The sequence below is a fragment of the Micromonospora sp. NPDC049049 genome (assembly GCF_040649115.1).
Lineage (GTDB): Bacteria > Actinomycetota > Actinomycetes > Mycobacteriales > Micromonosporaceae > Micromonospora.
The window spans coordinates 18337-38183 of sequence record NZ_JBEZEX010000027.1 but is presented as its reverse complement, the minus strand read 5'-3'; the positions used below and the strand labels follow the sequence as shown (position 1 = coordinate 38183).

Annotated in this window: 14 protein-coding genes; 11 read left to right on the top strand and 3 right to left on the bottom strand. The window is 72.5% G+C overall.

Annotation, left to right across the window (positions count from 1 at the left end; genetic code table 11):
• The first annotated feature begins 78 nt into the window (after positions 1-78).
• The 4 genes from AB0B68_RS24470 to AB0B68_RS24455 are packed head-to-tail and all read left to right on the top strand — an operon-like array spanning position 79 to position 4811.
• Complete coding sequence (locus tag AB0B68_RS24470) at positions 79-1044, top strand: glycosyltransferase family A protein (protein WP_357200629.1); 966 nt, start codon at positions 79-81, stop codon at positions 1042-1044.
• On the top strand, positions 1044-2111 hold the full coding sequence (locus tag AB0B68_RS24465) for a glycosyltransferase (protein WP_357200632.1): 1068 nt from the start codon (positions 1044-1046) through the stop codon (positions 2109-2111). Before AB0B68_RS24470 ends, AB0B68_RS24465 begins: the two co-directional genes overlap by 1 nt.
• Positions 2108-3469, top strand: a complete 1362-nt coding sequence (locus AB0B68_RS24460; protein WP_357262941.1) for an oligosaccharide flippase family protein — start codon at positions 2108-2110, stop codon at positions 3467-3469. The genes AB0B68_RS24465 and AB0B68_RS24460 overlap by 4 nt, the downstream gene beginning before the upstream one ends.
• 1 nt (position 3470) lies before the next feature.
• Positions 3471-4811 carry an O-antigen ligase family protein gene (locus AB0B68_RS24455; RefSeq protein ID WP_357262938.1) on the top strand — a complete coding sequence of 447 codons (1341 nt, stop codon included), beginning with the start codon at positions 3471-3473 and terminating at the stop codon, positions 4809-4811.
• A gap of 30 nt (positions 4812-4841) precedes the next feature.
• Here AB0B68_RS24455 and AB0B68_RS24450 read toward each other — a convergent pair whose 3' ends face one another.
• Positions 4842-7019 carry a sialate O-acetylesterase gene (locus tag AB0B68_RS24450; protein ID WP_357262936.1) on the bottom strand — a complete coding sequence of 726 codons (2178 nt, stop codon included), beginning with the start codon at positions 7017-7019 and terminating at the stop codon, positions 4842-4844.
• A gap of 142 nt (positions 7020-7161) precedes the next feature.
• On the opposite strand from AB0B68_RS24450, the gene AB0B68_RS24445 reads away from it, so the two are divergent.
• Positions 7162-8190, top strand: a complete 1029-nt coding sequence (locus tag AB0B68_RS24445) for an acyltransferase family protein (protein WP_357195340.1) — start codon at positions 7162-7164, stop codon at positions 8188-8190.
• On the opposite strand, the gene AB0B68_RS24440 is transcribed toward AB0B68_RS24445, so the two are convergent.
• Positions 8187-10178 (bottom strand): trypsin-like peptidase domain-containing protein, encoded by a 1992-nt coding sequence (locus tag AB0B68_RS24440; RefSeq protein ID WP_357262933.1) that lies wholly within the window; start codon positions 10176-10178, stop codon positions 8187-8189. The genes AB0B68_RS24445 and AB0B68_RS24440 overlap by 4 nt on opposite strands.
• A 90-nt stretch (positions 10179-10268) precedes the next feature.
• Positions 10269-11873: a DUF6541 family protein gene (locus AB0B68_RS24435; protein ID WP_357262930.1), complete on the bottom strand. Its 1605-nt coding sequence runs from the start codon at positions 11871-11873 to the stop codon at positions 10269-10271.
• 131 nt (positions 11874-12004) lie between these two features.
• On the opposite strand from AB0B68_RS24435, the gene AB0B68_RS24430 reads away from it, so the two are divergent.
• The 6 genes from AB0B68_RS24430 to hutH are packed head-to-tail and all read left to right on the top strand — an operon-like array spanning position 12005 to position 19838.
• Entirely contained in the window at positions 12005-12856 is an 852-nt protein-coding gene (locus AB0B68_RS24430; RefSeq protein WP_355005433.1) for a MurR/RpiR family transcriptional regulator, read from the top strand.
• Between the two features lie 17 nt (positions 12857-12873).
• Positions 12874-14562, top strand: coding sequence for a urocanate hydratase (hutU, locus tag AB0B68_RS24425; protein ID WP_357195329.1), 1689 nt, complete (start codon positions 12874-12876; stop codon positions 14560-14562).
• Complete coding sequence (locus tag AB0B68_RS24420; protein WP_357195326.1) at positions 14559-15761, top strand: allantoate amidohydrolase; 1203 nt, start codon at positions 14559-14561, stop codon at positions 15759-15761. Before hutU ends, AB0B68_RS24420 begins: the two co-directional genes overlap by 4 nt.
• The gene (locus AB0B68_RS24415; RefSeq protein WP_357195323.1) at positions 15752-17119 is read left to right on the top strand and encodes a formimidoylglutamate deiminase; all 1368 of its coding nucleotides are present in this window, start codon (positions 15752-15754) and stop codon (positions 17117-17119) included. Before AB0B68_RS24420 ends, AB0B68_RS24415 begins: the two co-directional genes overlap by 10 nt.
• Entirely contained in the window at positions 17116-18303 is a 1188-nt protein-coding gene (gene hutI, locus AB0B68_RS24410; RefSeq protein WP_357262927.1) for an imidazolonepropionase, read from the top strand. The genes AB0B68_RS24415 and hutI overlap by 4 nt, the downstream gene beginning before the upstream one ends.
• Positions 18300-19838 carry a histidine ammonia-lyase gene (gene hutH, locus AB0B68_RS24405; RefSeq protein ID WP_357195317.1) on the top strand — a complete coding sequence of 513 codons (1539 nt, stop codon included), beginning with the start codon at positions 18300-18302 and terminating at the stop codon, positions 19836-19838. The genes hutI and hutH overlap by 4 nt, the downstream gene beginning before the upstream one ends.
• The last annotated feature ends 9 nt before the right edge of the window (positions 19839-19847 follow it).

Sequence of the window (19847 nt, the reverse complement as noted above, 5' to 3'; positions counted from 1 at the left end):
CGGCACACCGCCGGGTACGGCCAACGGCCGTGCCCGGCGGCCGTGTGCAGGTCGTACCCCCAACGCCTGGAGAACGCAATGCCGAACGTATCCGTCGTGATCCCCACCACCGGCCGCCCCAGCATCGCCGACGCGGTGCTCTCCGCCCGATCCCAGCAGGGCACATCCGTCCACATCGTGGTCGTCTGTGACACCCCGGAGGTGCCGCAGACGGTGCGGAACCTGGGGCAGCACATCGACCGGGTGGTCTGCACCGGCGGCGGCCGGCGCGGGTCGTACGCCCGCAACCTCGGAGTCACCCACGCCATCCCGGGCAGCCACGTCGCGTTCCTCGACGACGACGACACCTGGCTGCCGACCAAGCTGGCGGCACAGGTCCCCGCGCTCGAGCGGGTCGCGGCGGCCGGGTTCCGCCCCGTCGTGTCGTCCCGGATCCTGCAACGCAAGGACGGCGCGGAGCCGCTGCCGGCACCGGCACCCGCCGAGGTGATCCCCGACGGCATGCTGCCGGAGGACTACCTGTTCCGCCGCCGTCACCTCGGCATCGGCCGGCAGTCGCTGCCCACGTCGACGCTCCTGACGACGTACGAGTTGGCGACCGAGTGCCGCTGGGACGAGACGCTCCCCCGACACCAGGACTGGGACTGGCTGGTCCGGGTCGCCCGGCTTCCCCGGGTGAAGATCGTCCAGGTGGAGGAGGCGACGGCCGTCTACACGGTGGGCAGCCCCGGGTCGATCTCGGCCGGGGCCGACTGGCGTACCTCGTGGCACTGGGCCCAGCGCTGGGAGGGAGTGTGGGCACCGGGGACCTTCTCGGACTTCATCGCGGCCCAGACCCTCCGCTACGCTCTCCAGGCCCGGGACCGGGAGGGCGTGCGGGAGATGGTGCGGGCGATCCGCCGCAACTCACCTCCGTCCGCCCGGAACGCGGTGCTGGCGGCGCTCGGGCTCGTACCTCGGTCGACCCTGGAACGGGTCGCCATGCGCAAGTCGAAGGCCCCCAGCAGCCCCACTCGACCGCTTGAGACCGAACGGCCACACTGATGCGTCTGCACTTCGTACTGCCGCAGCTCGAACCGCTCTACGGCATGGAGCTGGCGGCGGCGCTGCTGATCCGCGGCCTCCAGGCCCAGGGGGTCGAGGTCTCGGCAACCGTCGTGTCCCGGGGGGTCCCCGCCGAACTGGCCGACCTGGAAGTCGACACCCTGGGCCTCGGTTCCCGGATCACCCGGTTGATGGAGTCTGTTCCGCCGCTGCGCCGGCGCCTGCAGAACCTGGCACCGGACGTCCAGATCGTGGCCAGCGGGCTGTGGGGCAGCGTGCCGGTTGGTGCCGCCCTCGCCGGTTCCGGCCGCAGCTACGTCGCCTGGGAGCACTCCCTGCTGCCGGAACGTCTGCGGATCGACCGCCGGGTGCGCACGCTGGCCCGGTTCTCGCGGCTCAAGGGACTGCGGCCACGGCTCGTCGTCGCCGTCTCCAACGGTGTCGCCCGCACGGTTGCGCAGCTGGCGCCGGGGCAGCCGGTGGTCACCATCACCAACCCGATGCCACCTCGGCCCTTCGTGGCACCGCGCGAGGTGGTGGACCACCGACGGATCAACCTCCTCACCACTGCCGCCTTCCGCCCGTACAAGAACCACTCCTGCGCCATCGCCGCGCTGGCCCTGCTGCCGGAGGCGTACCACCTCACGCTCGCCGGCGACGGCGAGGAACGGGATCTGCTGCACGCGAAGGCCCAGGAACTGGGTGTGCAACACCGGACCACGTTCCTCGGACGGGTGCCGGGCGTCGCCCAGCTACTCGCCGAAGCGGACCTCCTGGTCCACCCGTCCCGCGCCGAGACCTTCGGGTTCAGCCTGGTCGAGGCCGCCGAGGCGGGCCTGCCGGTGGCGGCCCTCCCGGTGCCCGCGCTGGACGAGATGATCCCGACCTTCGTGCCTGGAGCCTTGGCGGCGGACACGTCGCCGGCCGCCCTCGCGGACGCGGTGCTCCGGCTGACCGGTGCCCAGCGGCCGACACTGGCCGACTTCGAGAAGTCCTGGCACGCCCGGTGCGCGGCACTGGATCCCGCCGAGGTCGGCCGCCAGTGGGTGGAGGCGTTGAACAGGTGAGTACGCCCTCCGGTGCGGTCGGCTCCGTCGAGCCGACCGCACCGCGGCCACGGTCGCATCGGCGTCCCCCGAGCGGACGCGACACCTTCCTGAAGCGGTCCGGGAAGTTCTTCACCGGCACACTGCTACGGACCCTCGCGCAGGGCGTGCTCTTCGTCCTGCTCGCCCGGGAGATGTCTATCGACACCTACGGGCTCTTCGTCGGTGTCACCGCCCTCGTCGCCGTGGTCTCCCCGTTCGCGTCCGCCGGCGCACCAAGTCTGATCTTCCAGAGCTACGCCGAGGCCCCCGGCGAGTGGGCCCGACACCTCACGCGGGGCCTGGTCCTGACCGTCGTCTTCGGTGTGGGCGCGACAGTGTTGGTGAGCGCGGCCGGGGTGGCGATCTGGGGTAGCGAGGTCAGTGCCGTCGACATGCTCTGCCTCGCTGCCGCCGACCTGGTGGCCTGGCGGCTCATCGAGGCCGTGGCCGCGTCGGTGCAGGCCCGGGGCAAGGTCTTCGTCGCCTCGGTCATCCCCGCTCTGCTGCACGTGTTCCGGCTGGTCGGCGCGCTGGTCCTCGCCACGGCGGACGAGCCGATCTCCCTTCGGAACTGGGCTCTCACCGCGCTGGCGGTCTCCGTCGTGGTCTGCGTGCTGGCCACCTGGTACGGCTTGCGCGGCGGAGGGGGTGCTTCCTGGTCCGTCGGGCCGGCACTCCGCCAGGCCCGCAGCGGACTGCTGTTCGCCGTCGGCCTCTCCGCCCAGACGGTCTACAACGACATCGACAAGGTCATGCTGTCCCGGATCGGCACCACCGAGGCGGCGGCGATCTACGCTGCGGCCTACCGGGTGGTGGACTTCGCGTACACCCCGGCCCGGTCGATGTCCGCGGTCGCCTACCCCCGCTTCTTCGAGGTTGGCCGCGAGGGACCCCGGGCGGCGCTCGGGCTCGCCCGTCGCCTTCTGCCTCGCTTCCTGATGTTCAGCGTGCCGAGCAGCCTGCTGCTGGTAGCAATGGCCTGGACCATGCCGCTGATCTTCGGACCGGAGTACGAGGACGCGACCCTGGCACTGCAGGGCCTCAGCGCGATCCTGGTCCTGAAGTCGATCCACTACCTGGCCGCCGACGCCCTCTCGGGAAGCCGACTCCAGGGCCGTCGTACGGTGTGCCAGATCGCGGTGGGCGTCGTCAACGCGGGGCTCAACGTGTGGCTCATCCCCGCCTACGGATGGCAGGGCGCGGTCGTGTCGAGCCTCCTGTGCGACGCTCTGCTCGGCATTCTGCTGTGGGGATGCCTCGTCATCGCCCTGCGGCGACACCCGCACCGCGATGCCGTCGCCGCTCCGGCAGCGGCACCTGACCGAGAAAGGGTCTGACGTGACCACCATCTTCGGTGTCCTACTGACCGTCGGTGGCGTAGCGGTGGCTCTGTGGTTGATCCGAATGAGGCGGTCCGTCGCCACGGCATTCGGCGACCCCGCATCGGCGGTTGCCCTGGTCGGCTTCGCGTTGCTCACCAACGCGGCCCCGGCGCTCGCCGGCAGCCACAGTTCGATGCTGATCGGCGTGCTGGTGGTCGCCCTGCTGGCCTGGCTGGTGCTCTCCGGCCGTGGTCTCCTCCGCGGCCCGTCCGATCTGTGGCTGCGGATCTCGCTGGCGATGGCCGGCGGGCTGCTCGTCTGGTGCGCCCTCATCGACGTCGTCACCGGCACCGGGATCTACGGGTCGCGGTTGCCGGCGTACGGGGCGGCCGGGCTCCTGCTGATCGCCGTCTGGATGATGGCCGCCCGCACCACTGTCAGCGTACGGGCGATGGCCTACACCGGGCTGGCGGTCCTGGCGCTGCTGGCCATTCCGACCGCTCTGTCCGGGCACGCGGCGTGGCGGGCGTGCACCGGCGGGAAGCTGGAGAAGTGCTCTCTGGCCGGCGCGCTGTTCAAGAGCTTCTACAACTCCGAGAACTATGCGGCGATGCTGGCGTCGTTCACCCTGGTCGCCGCGTTCTGCGCGATGCGCCGCGCCGAACTGGTGGCGACGGCGTCGTTCTGCCTGCTGGTGATCGTCGCCACCGGCTCCCGCACCAGCTATCTGGCTGTCGGCGCGGTAGCCGTCTGGATGCTGGGCGCACTGCTCGTGCAGCGTCTGCGACCGAGCCCACGGATCCCCTTCGCGCTCTGCGTGGCGCTCGTCGTCGGCGCCCTGACAGCCGCCACATACCTGATGTGGAGCGCGTCGAAGACCACGCTGAGCAACCGCGGCAACATCTGGGTCGCCGCCCGCGAATACCTCAGCGGCCGGGAGGCCGTCGGCGTGGGCGTCTCGAAGTGGTACTACCTCCAGGACATCGAGAAGGCACCGACCCACTTCTTCCACTCCGGGTACGTCCTGGTCATCTTCTCCGGCGGGCTGATCGCGCTGACCCTGTTCGGTCTGTGGATGGCCACCCTGCTGCACCGCAACGTCGAGGACGGGCACGCCTTCACCGCCAAGGCGCCGGTGGTGCTCCTCGTCGTCTACTCGTTCACCGAGGTCGTCTGGAACCCGCTGTCGGTGGACGGGCTGACCTGGATCATCGTGCTGCTGGCCCTCACCGCGTCGGCGTCCGCCGCCCCGGCCCGCAACCCGGCCCCGGGGCCGGTGGACCTGGTGGACCGCCCAGGTCGGTTCGCCGCCCTCAAGCGGTTGACGGGTCGGCACGACGCCGTCGCCGCGCGGTAGGGACCCAGGACGCCGCGCCGGTCGGAGTGACTAGGCAGCACCGATCGGCAGGCCCTTGAACGCCAGCAGACCGACCCCGGTGGCGTTGACGCACCAGGGCCCGGCGTCGCCCCGGTAACTCAGCCCGGTCGCGCCGTCGGCCGGGCCGGACAGGCTCAGCACGAGCCGCCCTCCCTCGCGGTACTCGACGGCGGTGACGGTGGCGGTGCTGCCGTCGATCGTGAAGTCGGTGCCCGCGCCGGCCCGGACCGTCAGCGGGTCGGTGCTACGGAGCTGAACCACCACCTGGGTACGCCGAGCGTCGGTGAAGGCGGCCGACCGAGGGTTCGGGGCTGACACGCCCTCGCTGGGGCCGCGGTGGATGTCTCGGGCCAACACGGCGAACGCCTGATCGCCCAACTCGCGGTAGCCCTGCTCCCAGGCGAAGTGGCAATCCTCCCGGCCCGACAGGGCCGTTGTCGACAGCACCGTCACCTTCAGGGTGTCGACCATCCGTCGCTGGGCCTCACGCAGCGGGCCGCCGGAGGTGTTCCCGCACGGTGAGCTGCCGACCTGGACGACGTAGTACCGGGTGCCGCCGGCGGTTCGGAAACCCACCTCCCGACGCCAGTCCGTCAGCAGCGCGGTGAACCCGGCGACGTGCCCTGTGGCGTTGTTGTTGTCGGCCTCGCCCTGGTACCAGAACACCGCCCGGACCTCGCCGATGACGTTCGCGGCGCTGAGCCGTTGCCGCAAGCGGCCGTAGTTGGTGCGCAGGTCACCGGGGTTGCCGTCGTTGCGTTGGAAGAACGACACGACCTTGCTGCTCTCCGCGCCGTTGATCACGGCTACCGGCACCTGGTAGGTGTCCATGAGTCGGTGGGCCGCGCGGATCCCCCACTGGCCGACCGAGCCGGGCTGCCGGACCGTACCCGAGACGGCGTAGTTCCAGGTACGGTCCGCGCCGGAGAGGACCCGGTCCCCGGTTGTCGAGCCGAAACTGCGGACGTACGGGGACTCCTCGCCGATCGACGAGCCCCGATGACTGGCCGCCACCGCGTTGGACTGGCCCTGGATGACGTACACGTCGCCGGACACCACGCCCTCCCAGAGTGCCGCCCGTCGGGCGACGCCGTCGCCGAGCACGTGCAACTCGAATCGGTACTCCCGAAGCGCGGCGGTGATCCGTTGCCGGAACGCGAACTCACCGCCGGGCCCGATGGGCACCGTCTCGTCCCAGCCGTCGGCCCCGCTGACGACCTTGAGGCGTACGGCGCGGACCCGCGGGTCGGTAGCCTTTCCCGCCACCGGCACGACAGCGCCGCCGGCTGCGTCCCGGGGGTACAGCTGCCGGTCCCGAGGGTGCTGACCGACGGTGAGGACCGAGGCGCGGGCGTAGACCGTCAGCCGCCGTTGGGTGTACGTGCCGGCGTTGCCGGCGGCCGTCCAGTCGGGCTGACCGGTGGGGGCGGTCCCGATGCCCACCGACAGCGGCTGGACGTCCGAGGTGAAGCCGTTGACCGCGAGAACCGTCTGCGGGGCCGCCGCTGCCGGGCGGGTGGCAGCGATCGTGTGCACCTGGAAGGAGCCGTACCCGATCGACGAGTACACGTCGTCGTCGGCGTCGTACCGGTCGGTGGTGGCGCCGGGGACCTGGCCGGAGTTGACCGGCCCGTACTTGTTCGGCCACATCTCCAGATAGCCCGTGAGACCGGTGCCGGTGGCCAGGCCCGGCGCGTTGGTGGCGACCTCCAGATCGGCGATCCGTTGGCGGACGATCTGACCGGCGCGGGTCGGCAGGCCGAGGCGTCGGGCGTCGGTCGTGAACGGCGACATGGCGGTCCACACCCACTGCGTCCCGGTGGGGCCGGTCAACTCCAGGCAGTAGCCGATCCGGTCGAACCCGCCGGCCACCGCCCCGGCCCGGTCGAACAGGAGGGCAAACGGCCTCTTGGGGTCGTTCCGCTCGGGCAGATCGAGGGCGCTGACCGGGGTGAAGCCGGCCATACCGTGCGCGTTGGCGGCACAGGCGGTGCCGTCTATGGGCGCGACGGGCGGCGGGGTGTCCACGTCGGCTGCCGACCAGGCCGCGTCCGGTGCGCCGGTTTTCGTCGGCCACCAGCCGAGCACGGGGACGGCCGCCAGGAGCAGGACGACCACCCCGAAGCCGATCCAGGCCGGTCGGGGCAGCGATCCGAGGCGGGCCCACGGAGGGTGGGGACGAGACACCCGGGAACCTCCACAGTGTGGGCAGCGTGTCGTGCCCCAGATTAGGCGATGCGCCGTACCCGACGACGCCGGCACGACCTCCGGCCGAACCGGTGCTGATCCGGGGCGTAGGTCGGTCCCGCTGTCTGAAATGATGCCGGCCATGGCCGCAACGAGCACGACAACGGCGGCGGGTAACCGCTCCGCCGGTGTCGACCTCCTCCGGATTGTCGGAATCGCCGCGGTTGTCGCGGGCCACGTCTGGAGCGACGATCTGACCCGGGCGTCCATCTACACCTGGCACGTTCCCGTGTTCTTCGTCCTGACCGGCTACTTCTGGTCGCCCGGCCGACCGCTCGGTGGGGAACTGCGTAAGCGGTGGACGACCCTGGGCGTGCCCTACGTGGTGTGGTTCCTCATCCTGGTCGCGGCACTGCTCGCCGCGGACGCCGCGACCGGCCAGGTCGCACCGGGCACCATCGGTGACGCGCTCTACGGCGGCACGGCAGCGGTCCGACCGTTCTCCGCCTTCTGGTTCGTCTCGGTGCTCTTCATCGCGGCGGTCGCGTTCCGGTGGCTGGAGCGGTTCCCCGCCGCGGTCGCCTGGACGGTCGCGGTGGTCGGCCTGGTCACGGCGTACCTCGCGCCCAGCGTTGTCACCGCCGGCCCGCTCGGGCTCTTCCTGGTCCCGGCGTGCCTGGTCTTCGTGCTGGCGGGGCGGCTGCTGCGGCGGTTCCGCCCGCGTCTTCCGGCCAGCGCCGGTGCGGCGTCACTCTCGATCGGCGTCGGCTTCGTGCTGCTCGGCCTCAACCGGGACCTGGACCTCAAGGCCGGCGACTTCGGCTCCCCGGTGCTGGGGGTGCTGACCGCGGTCCTGATCAGCGTCGGTCTCATCCGGCTCGCGGAGGAACTCGACCTGCGCATCGGCGCGCGGGCGTCGCGGGTGATCAGTCGACTGGCCGGCTGCGGCATCGCCGTCGTGCTCAGTCACGCGGGCATCCTGTGGGTGCTGAAGACGCCCAGGTCCGGTGGGGTGCTCGACCTGGTCGCCGCTCTCGTGGTCCCCTGGGTGTTCGCGTGGATCGTCATCAGCACGCCGCTGGGCCCGTGGTTGACCGGCACCCGGATCGGCGGTTCCGCGCGGGCCGCCAGCGGTGTGGCGCCTCGACCGGGTGCCGCCCAGACGCACTAGAAACGGCTGTTGCGCCGCCGCGCCAGGAGCATCGCCACCGCCACCACGATGGCGACAGCGAGCGCGCCTCCGGCCGCGGCGATCACCGGCACGGCCCAGCTCGACCCGCCTGAATCGTCGCCGGGCCCCCGGCTGTCGACGGCCGCCTGTCGGTACGACTGGGCCAGCAGGTTGGTCGGGGAGGTCCGCGCGGCCTCGTCGAACCGCGCGATGGCCTTCGACTCGTCTCCGGCGAAGTACGCGTCGAGGCCACTGCGGTACTGGTTGTCACCCTTGCCGAGTGTGTTCGTGACGCCGGCAGCCTGGAGGAGTGCGGTCATGGCGGAGACCGGCACGACGAGGCGGTTCGCCTTGTCAGGCCGCAGAACGTCGTTGTCCAGCATGCCCACCACGCGGCCGCTCGGGTCGATGGCGATCCCGCCCCGCGAATAGAGCCCGAGATCCTCGTTGATCCGGTACGGGTTCAGCGGAGTCGAGGAGTCGATCCCGGTCACTGTCACCGTCTTCGACAGCACCGTGTAGGTGGCGGCGCGGAAGCTGGTGTCGGTGGTGCCGTAGCCCAGAACGAGCAGCGACGTCTCCGGGCTGACGCTGGCCGACGTGTTCAGCTCCGACGTGGGCAGGTTCTTCTGCTCCAGCTTGATCAGGGCGACGTTCCCCGCCTCGATCGGGAGGGCCTGGACGACGGTGCCGGCAATCGCCGGGCTGTCCGTGACCTCGCCCTTGGCGATGTTGAGCTGCCCGTACAGCCGGGTCTCCGGCTGGTCGCCGGCGTTCGCGCCGGTCAGGACCGAGGTGCTCAACCGACTGCGGGTGTAGGTGCTGATGTCCTTGGCCTGGAGGCTGCCCTCGGAGACGAGCCGGTTGGCCACGGCGTTCAGGGCACCCCCGACCAGGACGTCGGGGGTGGGCTGCACGCACTGGCTGTTGCTGAGGACGTACCCCTCGTGTTGGACGACCACGCCGCTACAGCGCCGGCTGAAGGTCACCGGGGCCTTGTCCAGCAGGGCGCCGCCGGCCTTGTTGCGGACGTACCCGGTGAACACGACCTCCACGAAGACCATGGACGGCCCGGCAACGGCCAGTGCCCGCTCCTCGGGGCTGCGCAGGGCGGCCTGCGCCCAGGGCTTGAGGCCCGGGGCGAGCGGGGTCGCGGCAGGGAAGCCGCTGGAGGTGGCGGTCGGCGGGACGTCCGGTTCGTCGGGCTCATCCGAGCTGAGGGAGTAGATGCCGGCACCGCCGCCGACCACTGCCACCAGGGCCAGCGCGGCCACACCCGCCCAGAGGCCGGTACGCCGCTTGGGCGGCTCCGACGGCTTGATCCGCCGTACGGGTGCGGCGTACGGGTCGAACGGGGGCACGTCGGCCGGTGGGCCGGACACGGTGGCCGGCGTCGGCGCGACGTCGTGGCCGGCCGGTCCGGCGGGCGAGGCGGGTGCGCCCGACGCCGGCGCGGCCGAGACGGGGTGGGCAGGCGACTGGTTCGGAATCGCGGCCGACTGCACCGCCCACGGGGCATGCGGCATGTCGACGACCGGCTGCGGCACACCAGACACGGGTTGCGGCATACCGGAGACCGGCTGCGGCACGCCAGAGACGGGTTGCGGCACACCTGACACGGGTTGCGGCACACCCGACACCGGCTGGGGAGGGGCGGAGACGGGTCGGGGGGCGGCGGGCACCGGTTGGTACTCCACGCCGAGCGCGCGGAACAGCTTCTCCGGGGCGGGTCCGGCCTCGGCGGCGTACGCCACCCAGGGCGCGGCGGCCGAGAAGTCGGCGTACGTGATCGGGGGTCCGTCGGGGGTCTGGGCGAGCGCGTTCGCGACCTCGGCGAACGCCTCCCGCCAACCGGGGGCGGCGGCAACCGTCGCGTCCAGCACGGCCACGCTCACGAACCGGCCCTGCTCGTCGATGGCGGCCCAGGCCTTGCCCACCGGTGAACCGCCCAGCAAGTGGGTGAACCTGTAGGGGCCTTCCGGCTGCATGCCAACTCCTCCGCTCGACCGCCAGGCGCATGGTACCGACCGGTGCCACAGTCAGTCGCCTGGCGGTCACCCGTCAACTCGTCGTCGCCGTCACCTTTGGCTGATCAGGACCACCGGCTCCGGTCCGGACGTGACGCGTTCCACGCGATAGTCGGCGAGCGCGGCCTGCCACACCGGCTCGCTCGGGTGGGTGTACGTGCGGACCAGCCAGACCCGGGTGCCGGGCGGCTGTTTCGCGGCCCGGGCCAGAATCTCGTCGAGGGCGTCCTTGATGGACGGTGCGTCGGCGGCTTTCGGGAGGATCACGTCGGCGCGGGTGGGCATGGCGACTGTCCAACCGACGGTGCCACTGACCGGCGCGACCAGCTTCAGTGGATCCTGGTCGGAGTAGAGCGTGAACCCGAACCAGGCGGGCCCGCTGACCACGACGAGGTCGTGCGGCCCCTTGTGCGCCGCGACGTACCGGGTCGACGACCCGATGTCGGTGATGGCCTGGTGTGCCCGCCAGACCCCGGGTTCGTCGCCGTCCAGGCGGTACCAGCGGTGGTTGACGGCGGCGAAGCTGGCGAGCAGGACAGCGCAGGTCACGGCGGCCACCACGCCCGGTGCCAGCCTGGGCAGCCCGCGGCGGACCAGGGCGACGGTCAAATCGGCCAGACCGACGATGCCGATGCCGGCCACCAGGCCCGCCACCACGATCAGGAAGTGGGACGTGCGCGGGTCGAGCAGCGGGTAGATCCCCGCGACACCCAGCCCGCTGGCCGCCACCGGCAGCAGGAGGACGGCGATCGCCGGGGCCGCGTGTCCGCGTCGGAACAGCGTGACGACGCCGAGCACGAGCAGCACGGCGAGGATCGGCACGGGTGCGCCGAGCATCGGTGACAGGGCCTTGATCTGCCGCGCGAGGTGTGCGGGCAGTTCGGAGATGCTCGGCAGGAAGTCGTCCCAGTAGTCCCGCATGGCATCGCTGTTGCCCCGGGCAGACACTCCGAAGTAGACGGCCGCGACGAGTACGCCGGCGACCAGGCCGGCGACGGTCGCCTCGACCGTCCTCGCCCACTCCCGACGAACGGCGACGGAGAGCAGCAGACCGCCGAGTACACAGACCGCGACGATGGCGGTGGTGTGACTCAGCAGCATGCCCAGACCCACAGCGGCCACCACCACCGCGAGCCGTCGCCGGGACCAGGAGCGCCCGGTCCAGGTGGCCAGGGCGAGCAGGCAGACCGCCACCGCGGCGTCAGCCGTGTACTGCTTCAGGTCGTGGCGGGTCTGCTGGACCGGCAGGAGCAGGACGGCGAGACCGCTGACGACACCGATGAGGATGCCCCGGGCGCGCTCGGACGCCAGCGAGCGGCCCAGCAGGTAGGCGGCGACGACGGTCAGCAGTTGGAAACCCAGGGGTACGACCCGGAGGTGATCGATGTCCGGGACCAGTCGGAGCAGGAAACTCCACCCGATCGGGCTCGACGAGGTCGTCACCGGCAGGTCGGCGAGGGGAAAGCGGACCGAGAGCGCGACCCACGCCTCGTCGCCCCAGTACTGGGCTGTCAGCCACGACCGGATGTCGTTGACGACGAAGAAGGCCCCGATCAGGGCGATGATCGGCAGCGCCTCGCCGACCGTCGCCCGGACGCGCCGCTCGGGCGCCGGCGGGGCGACGCGAATGGGCGGGGCGTCCTCGACTGCGACCACGACGCTCCTTCTCGCTGGCGCGATCCTGCTCGCGCTGGACGCCCGCATGTTACGAGCCGCGACGGCTGAATGGGGGGCGGGGGTGACCCGAGGCGGTTGTCTATGAAAGTTTCTATGCATAGAGTCAGCTCATGAATGAAGGAGCTGTCGCGGCACCCGCTGACCGGGTGCTCGACCTGTTCCAAGGGGTGCGGCTCACCCCCACCCAGCGCCGAATCGCGCACTGCCTGGTGCAGCACGCCCCCGGCGTGGCGTACCTGTCCGCCGCCGAGGTCGCCGAGCTGGCCGGCGTGAGTCAGCCGTCGGTCACCCGGTTCGCCGTCGCGCTCGGCCACGACGGCTACCCGGCCCTGCGCCGCCGGCTGCGCGACCTCACCGGCTCGACTCCGGGCGGATCGACCGACACCGGCAACGAACTCCAGCAGGCGGTACGCGCGGAGATGGGCAACCTGGACCGGCTGGCCGGTCAGCTCGCCGACCGGGACCGGATCGCCGAGACCGGGCGGTTGCTCGCCGAGAGCCGCCCACTGCCGGTGCTCGGCCTGCGCGCCGCCGCGCCGTTGGCCGCGTACTTCGCCTACTTCGCGGCGAAGGTGCACCCGGACGTACGGGTCCTCGACGACGGCGGCAGCCTGCTCACCGACCGCCTGGAGCAGGCGGCCGAGGCCGGGGCGTCCGCCGTCCTGGCCTTCGTGCTGCCCCGCTACCCCCGGGAAACCCTGGACGCGCTGCGCGACGCCCGCCACGCCGGGTTGACGGTGGTCGCGATCACCGACTCACCGGTCAGCCCGGCCACCGAGCACGCCGACGTGGTGCTCGCCGCAGCGGTCGGCGCGCAGCTCGTCTTCGACCTGCACACCGCCCCGATGACCCTGGCCATGGTGCTGTTGCAGGCGATCTGCGACGCCACACCGGGCGAAACCCAGCGCCGACTGGAGGCATTCGAAGCCTCCGCGGCCCGCCGACAGTTGTTCCTCGGTTGACCGGAGGAGAACCAGAGATGACCCAGCCCATTCGTGCCGCACGGGGCAGCCAGCTCACCACCCGCGGGTGGCAGCAGGAGGGCGCCCTGCGGATGTTGATGAACAACCTCGACCCCGAGGTGGCCGAACGCCCCGACGACCTGGTGGTCTACGGCGGCACCGGCAAGGCGGCGCGGGACTGGCCGTCGTACCACGCGTTGGTCCGCACGCTGACCGACCTGCGCGAGGACGAGACGATGCTGGTGCAGTCGGGCCGTCCGGTCGGGGTGATGCGCACCCACGAGTGGGCGCCGCGGGTGCTGCTGGCCAACTCGAACCTGGTCGGCGACTGGGCGACCTGGCCGGAGTTCCGCCGCCTCGAACAGCTCGGCCTGACCATGTACGGGCAGATGACGGCCGGTTCGTGGATCTACATCGGCACCCAGGGGATCCTCCAGGGCACCTACGAGACGTTCGCGGCGGTGGCCGCCAAGATCGCCGACGCCCGCGGCGACGGGCAGGGGCAGGGCGCAAGCACCCTCGCCGGCACGCTGACGCTGACCGCCGGCTGCGGCGGGATGGGCGGCGCGCAGCCGCTCGCGGTCACCATGAACGGCGGCGTCTGCCTGATCGTGGACGTGGACCGCACCCGGCTCGACCGTCGGGTGCACGACCGCTACCTGGATGAGGTCGCCGACTCCCTGGATGACGCGATCGCTCGGGTCCGCGCCGCGAAGCGGGAGCGCCGGGCCCTGAGCGTGGGCGTGGTCGGCAACGCGGCCGAGGTCTTCCCGGACTTGCTGAACCGGGGCGTCGAGATCGACATCGTGACCGACCAGACCAGCGCGCACGACCCACTGGCGTACCTGCCGGTGGGGGTGGAGCTGGCCGAGGCCCGGGACTACGCCGCCGCGAAGCCGGCCGAGTTCACCGACCGGGCCCGCGCGTCGATGGCCCGGCACGTCGAGGCGATGGTCGGTTTCCTCGACGCGGGCGCCGAGGTGTTCGACTACGGCAACTCGATCCGGGGTGAGGCGCAGCTCGGCGGCTATCAGCGCGCCTTCGACTTCCCGGGCTTCGTGCCCGCGTACATCCGGCCGTTGTTCTGCGAGGGCAGGGGTCCGTTCCGGTGGGCGGCGCTCTCCGGCGACCCGGCCGACATCGCTGCCACCGACCGCGCCATCCTCGACCTGTTCCCGGAGAACGAGTCGCTGGCCCGGTGGATCAAGCTGGCCGGCGAGCGGGTCGCCTTCCAGGGCCTGCCGGCCCGGATCTGCTGGCTCGGTCAGGGCGAACGGGACCGGGCGGGCGTGCGGTTCAACGACATGGTCGCCTCCGGCGAACTCTCCGCCCCGGTAGTGATCGGCCGGGACCACCTGGACACCGGCAGCGTCGCGAGCCCGTACCGGGAGACCGAGGGGATGGCCGACGGCTCCGACGCCATCGCCGACTGGCCGCTGCTCAACGCCCTGGTCAACACGGCAAGCGGGGCGTCCTGGGTGTCCATCCACCACGGCGGCGGGGTGGGTATCGGCCGGTCGATCCACGCCGGGCAGGTGTGCGTGGCCGACGGCACCGCCCTCGCCGGTCAGAAGATCGAGCGGGTGCTCACCAACGACCCGGCGATGGGCGTCATCCGGCACGTCGACGCCGGCTACGAGAGCGCCCGCGAGGTAGCCGACCGCACCGGGGTCCGGGTGCCGATGACGGAGGGCGACCCCGCGTGAGCGACGACCTTTCCGCCCGGTTCCGGGCGCTGTGGGACGAGATCGCGCCGGTCGGGCGGGACGCCGACAGCGGCGGCTATCTGCGGTACGCGCTGACCGAGCCGGAGCGGGAGCTGCGCGCCTGGTTCCGGGCGCAGGCCGAGCACCGTGCCATGCCGGTCACCGAGGACGGCAACGGCAACCTCTTCGCCCACTGGGGTGACCCGGAGGCGTCCGACGCGGTGCTCACCGGCAGCCACTTCGACTCGGTGCCGCACGGCGGGGCGTACGACGGGCCACTCGGCATCGTGAGCGCGTTCCTCGCCGTTGACGAGCTACGCGCCGCCGGGGTCACCCCGGACCGGCCGCTGGTGCTGGGTGCCTTCGTCGAGGAGGAGGGGGCGCGTTTCGGCGTACCCTGCCTGGGGTCTCGGCTGCTCACCGGGGCGCTGGCGCCCGAGCGCGCGGCCGGCCTGCGCGACGCGGCCGGGGTGAGCTTCGCCGAGGCGCTCGGTGACCGGCCGGCGGGCGCCCGCCCGGAGCTGCTGGGCCGGTTCGGGGCGTTCGTCGAGTTGCACGTCGAGCAGGGCCGCGCACTCGTCGACACTGACGCGCCGGTCGCGGTGGCCAGCGCGATCTGGCCGCACGGCCGGTGGCGCTTCGACGTCGTCGGCGAGGGCAACCACGCGGGTACGACCCGGATGGCCGACCGCCGCGACCCGATGCTGACCTACGCGTTCACGGTGCTGGCGGCCAACAAGGAGGCCCGGCTGCGCGGCGCGCACGCCACTGTGGGCCGGGTCGCCGTCGAACCCAACGCCACAAACGCGATCCCGTCGAAGGTGACCGGCTGGCTGGACGCCCGGGCCGCCGACCCGGAAACGCTCGCCGGGCTGGTCGACGCGGTACGTGGCAAGCTTGCCGAGCGGGCCCGCCGTGACGGTACGACGGTGACCGTCACCGAGGAGTCGGCCACAGCGGTGGTCGCCTTCGACGGCGGGCTTGCCAAACGCCTCGCCACGCTGCTCGACGCGCCGGTGCTGCCCACCGGGGCGGGGCACGACGCCGGGGTGCTCGCCGCGTACCTGCCCACCGCGATGCTCTTCGTGCGCAACCCGACCGGTGTCTCGCACTCCCCCGCCGAGGCCGCCACCGACGACGACTGCGCCGCCGGGGTACGGGCGCTGGCCCGGGTGCTGGAGGAGCTGACATGCCGGTGACACCGAACCGCTGGCTCGCCGAGTACGCCTGGCTGCCCGAGCACGCCGAACCCACCCCCGACGTGCTGATCGAGGTCGAGGACGGCCGGATCACCGCGGTGACGCCGCTGCTGGGAGCACACGGACCGGAGGCCGGGGTCGAGGTGTACGCCGACGCGGTGCCACTGCCCGGCCTCACCCTGCCGGGCCTGTCCAACGTGCACTCGCACGCCTTCCACCGGGCGCTACGCGGGCGTACCCACGGCGGCCGGGGTGACTTCTGGACCTGGCGGGACCAGATGTACGCCGTCGCGGACCGGCTGGACCCGGACACCTACCTCGCGCTGGCAAGGGCCGTCTACGCCGAGATGGCGCTCGCCGGGATCACCTGCGTGGGCGAGTTCCACTACCTGCACCACCGACCGGACAGCGGCGCCTACGACGACCCGAACGCGATGGGCGCGGCGCTGGTGGAGGCCGCCGCGCACGCCGGGATCCGGCTCACACTGCTGGACGCCTGCTACCTGACCTCCAGCGTGGACGGTCAGCCCCTCGCCGGGCCGCAACGTCGCTTCGGCGACGGTGACGCGGGCCGCTGGGCCGAGCGGGCCGCGGCGTTCCAACCGACGGACCCGCACGTCCGGGTCGGCGCGGCCGTGCACTCGGTGCGGGCCGTCCCGGCCGATCAGTTGCGCACTGTCGCCGACTGGGCCCGGGAGCGGCAGGCGCCGCTGCACGTGCACCTCTCCGAACAGCCCGCCGAGAACGACGAGTGCCGGGCCGTGCACGGGCACTCGCCCACCGCGCTGCTCGCCGAGCACGGGGTGCTCGGGCCGCACACCACCGCCGTCCACGCCACCCACCCCACCAGCGCGGACCTGTCAGTGCTCGCCGACAGCCTGACCGGGGTGTGCCTCTGCCCGACCACCGAGCGGGACCTCGCCGACGGCATCGGCCCGGCCCGGCTGATGGCCGACGCCGGCATCCGGTTGAGCCTCGGCAGCGACAGTCACGCCGTGATCGACCTGTTCGAGGAGGCTCGGGCGGTCGAGCTGGACGAGCGGCTGCGGACCCGCCGGCGCGGCCACTTCGCGCCGCTCGACCTGCTGAACGCGGCCAGCCTCGCCGGGCACGCCGCGCTGGGCTGGGCCGACGCCGGAAGGATCGCGGTGGGCACCCGCGCCGACCTGGTGACGGTACGCCTGGACAGCGCCCGCACCGCCGGGGTGCCGCCGGTGGGCGCGTTCTTCGCCGCCGGCGCGGCGGACGTCGAGCAGGTGGTGGTCGACGGCCGGGTGGTGGTGGCCGAGGGCCGGCACCTGACCGTCGACGTGCCGGCCGAACTGTCGTCCGCGATCGAGGCGGTGACGCCCGCATGAGCGGCAGCCTGCTCGTCGACAACATCGGGGAACTGGTCACCAACGGCGCCGGCGAGGGCCCGCTCGGCATCCGCCGCGACGCCGCCGTGCTGGTCGAGGCGGGTCGGGTGGTCTGGGTCGGGCCGTCCGCGTACGCGCCGTCCGCCGACCATCACGTCGATGCCGGTGGTGCCGCCGTGCTGCCCGGGTTCGTGGACAGCCACGCCCACCTGGTCTTCGCCGGGGACCGGGCCCCCGAGTTCGCCGCCCGGATGGCCGGTCAGCCCTACACCGGCGGCGGCATCCGGACCACAGTCGGTGCCACCCGGGCCGCCACCGACGAGGAACTGCGTGCCACGGTGCGCCGGCTGCGCGGGGAGGCGCTGCGCCAGGGCACCACGACCATGGAGATCAAGAGTGGGTACGGCCTGACCGTCGCCGACGAGGCCCGCTCGCTGCGGATCGCCGCCGAGACCAGCACCGAGACCACCTTCCTGGGCGCGCACGTGGTGCCCGCCGAGTACGCCGACCGCCCCGACGACTACGTGGGGTTGGTCTGCGGGCCGATGCTGGCCGCCGCCGCTCCGTACGCGAAGTGGATCGACGTGTTCTGCGAGCGGGGTGCCTTCGACGTGGACCACGCCCGCGCCATCCTGGCCTGCGGTCAGGCCGCCGGCCTGGGCGTACGGCTGCACGCCAACCAGCTCGGCCCCGGCCCCGGGGTGCAACTGGGCGTGGAGCTGGATGCGGCCAGCGTCGACCACTGCACCCACCTGAGCGACGCCGACGTGGCCGCGCTGGCTGACACGGCCCACAGCGACGGGTCGGGCACCCGCACCGTGGCGACCCTGCTGCCCGGCGCGGAGTTCTCCACCCGCTCGCCCTACCCGGATGCCCGCCGGCTGCTCGACGCCGGTGTCACGGTGGCGCTGGCGACGGACTGCAACCCCGGCTCGTCGTACACCTCGTCGATGCCGTTCTGCGTGGCCCTCGCGGTCCGCGAGATGCGGATGACCCCGGCGGAGGCGGTCTGGGCCGCCACCGCCGGTGGCGCACGGGCGCTGCGCCGCGACGACATCGGTGTCCTCACCCCCGGCGCGCGGGCCGACCTCGTCGTCCTCGACGCGCCGTCACACCTGCACCTGGCCTACCGGCCCGGTGTCCCCCTGATCCGCCAGGTAATACGCAACGGAGTTCCGCAATGACGCACGTGACCATCCAGCCCACCGGAGTCTCCGCCGACGACGTGCTCGCGGTGGCCCGCGGCACCGCCACCGTCGTCCTCGCCCCGGCCACCATCGACGCGATGGCGACCAGCCGGGCCATCGTGGACGGCATCGAGTCGTCGGGCCGTCCCGTCTACGGGGTCTCCACCGGGTTCGGCGCGTTGGCAAACACCTTCGTCGCGCCGGAGCGGCGGGCCGAGCTGCAACACGCGCTGATCCGCTCGCACGCCGCCGGGGTGGGCGCCCCGATGCCGCGCGAGGTGGTCCGGGCCATGATGCTGCTGCGCGTCCGGTCCCTCGCCCTGGGCCGCTCCGGGGTCCGGCCGCTGGTCGCGGAAGCGCTGGTCGACCTGCTCAATCACGACATCACCCCGTGGGTCCCGGAGCACGGCTCGCTGGGCGCCTCCGGTGACCTGGCGCCGCTGGCGCACTGCGCGCTGGTACTGCTCGGCGAGGGCTGGGTGCTCGGCCCGGCCGGTGAACGGCAGGACGCCTCCGACGCGTTGACCGCCGCCGGGCTCAAGCCGATCGAGCTGGCCGCCAAGGAGGGGCTGGCGCTGATCAACGGCACCGACGGCATGCTCGGCATGCTGCTGCTGGCCATCCACGACGCGGAGCACCTGTTCGCCATGGCCGACGTGACGGCCGCGCTGGCCATCGAGGCGATGCTCGGCTCGGAGCGGCCGTTCCTGCCCGAGCTGCACGCGATCCGCCCACACCCCGGTCAGGCGACGTCGGCGGCGAACATCCACCGCCTGTTGCAGGACTCCCGGGTGATGGACTCGCACCGCGACGACCTCGCGCACGCCGTGCAGGACGCGTACTCGATGCGCTGCGCGCCGCAGGTGGCCGGCGCGGCCCGCGACACCCTGGACTTCGTCCGCACCGTCGCCGGCCGGGAGCTGGTGTCCGTTGTGGACAACCCGGTGGTGCTGCCGGACGGCCGGGTCGAGTCGACCGGGAACTTCCACGGCGCACCGCTCGGCTTCGCCGCGGACTTCCTCGCCATCGCCGCCGCCGAGGTGGGCGCGATCGCCGAGCGGCGGGTCGACCGGCTGCTCGACGTGACCCGCTCCCGGGAACTGCCGGCGTTCCTCTCCCCCGACGCCGGGGTCAACTCCGGGCTGATGATCGCCCAGTACACGGCGGCGGGGATCGTGGCCGAGAACCGTCGACTGGCCGCCCCCGCCTCGGTGGACTCGCTGCCCACCAGCGGAATGCAGGAGGACCACGTCTCGATGGGCTGGGCCGCCGCGAAGAAGCTGCGCACCGTCCTGGACAACCTGACCAGCCTGCTCGCGGTGGAGCTGCTGGCCGGCGTACGCGGCCTCCAACTGCGCGCCCCGCTGGAGCCGTCCCCGGCCGGCCGGGCGGCCGTCGCCGCGCTCGGTACGGCAGCCGGCGAGCCCGGCCCGGACGTGTTCCTCGCCCCGGTGATGGAGGCGGCCCGTGCCGTCGTCGCCGGGCCGGAGTTGCGCGCCGCCATCGAACGGGAGGTCGGCCCGCTGGGCTGATCTCCGGCG

Bases quoted from the DNA above. Each gene is read 5' to 3' on its own strand.
- AB0B68_RS24470 (WP_357200629.1), top strand. From the start codon at position 79: ATGCCGAACGTATCCGTCGTGATCCCCACCACCGGCCGCCCCAGCATC.
- AB0B68_RS24465 (WP_357200632.1), top strand. From the start codon at position 1,044: ATGCGTCTGCACTTCGTACTGCCGCAGCTCGAACCGCTCTACGGCATG.
- AB0B68_RS24445 (WP_357195340.1), top strand. From the start codon at position 7,162: ATGGCCGCAACGAGCACGACAACGGCGGCGGGTAACCGCTCCGCCGGT.
- AB0B68_RS24440 (WP_357262933.1), bottom strand. From the start codon at position 10,178: ATGCAGCCGGAAGGCCCCTACAGGTTCACCCACTTGCTGGGCGGTTCA.
- AB0B68_RS24430 (WP_355005433.1), top strand. From the start codon at position 12,005: ATGAATGAAGGAGCTGTCGCGGCACCCGCTGACCGGGTGCTCGACCTG.
- hutU (WP_357195329.1), top strand. From the start codon at position 12,874: ATGACCCAGCCCATTCGTGCCGCACGGGGCAGCCAGCTCACCACCCGC.
- AB0B68_RS24415 (WP_357195323.1), top strand. From the start codon at position 15,752: ATGCCGGTGACACCGAACCGCTGGCTCGCCGAGTACGCCTGGCTGCCC.
- hutI (WP_357262927.1), top strand. From the start codon at position 17,116: ATGAGCGGCAGCCTGCTCGTCGACAACATCGGGGAACTGGTCACCAAC.
- hutH (WP_357195317.1), top strand. From the start codon at position 18,300: ATGACGCACGTGACCATCCAGCCCACCGGAGTCTCCGCCGACGACGTG.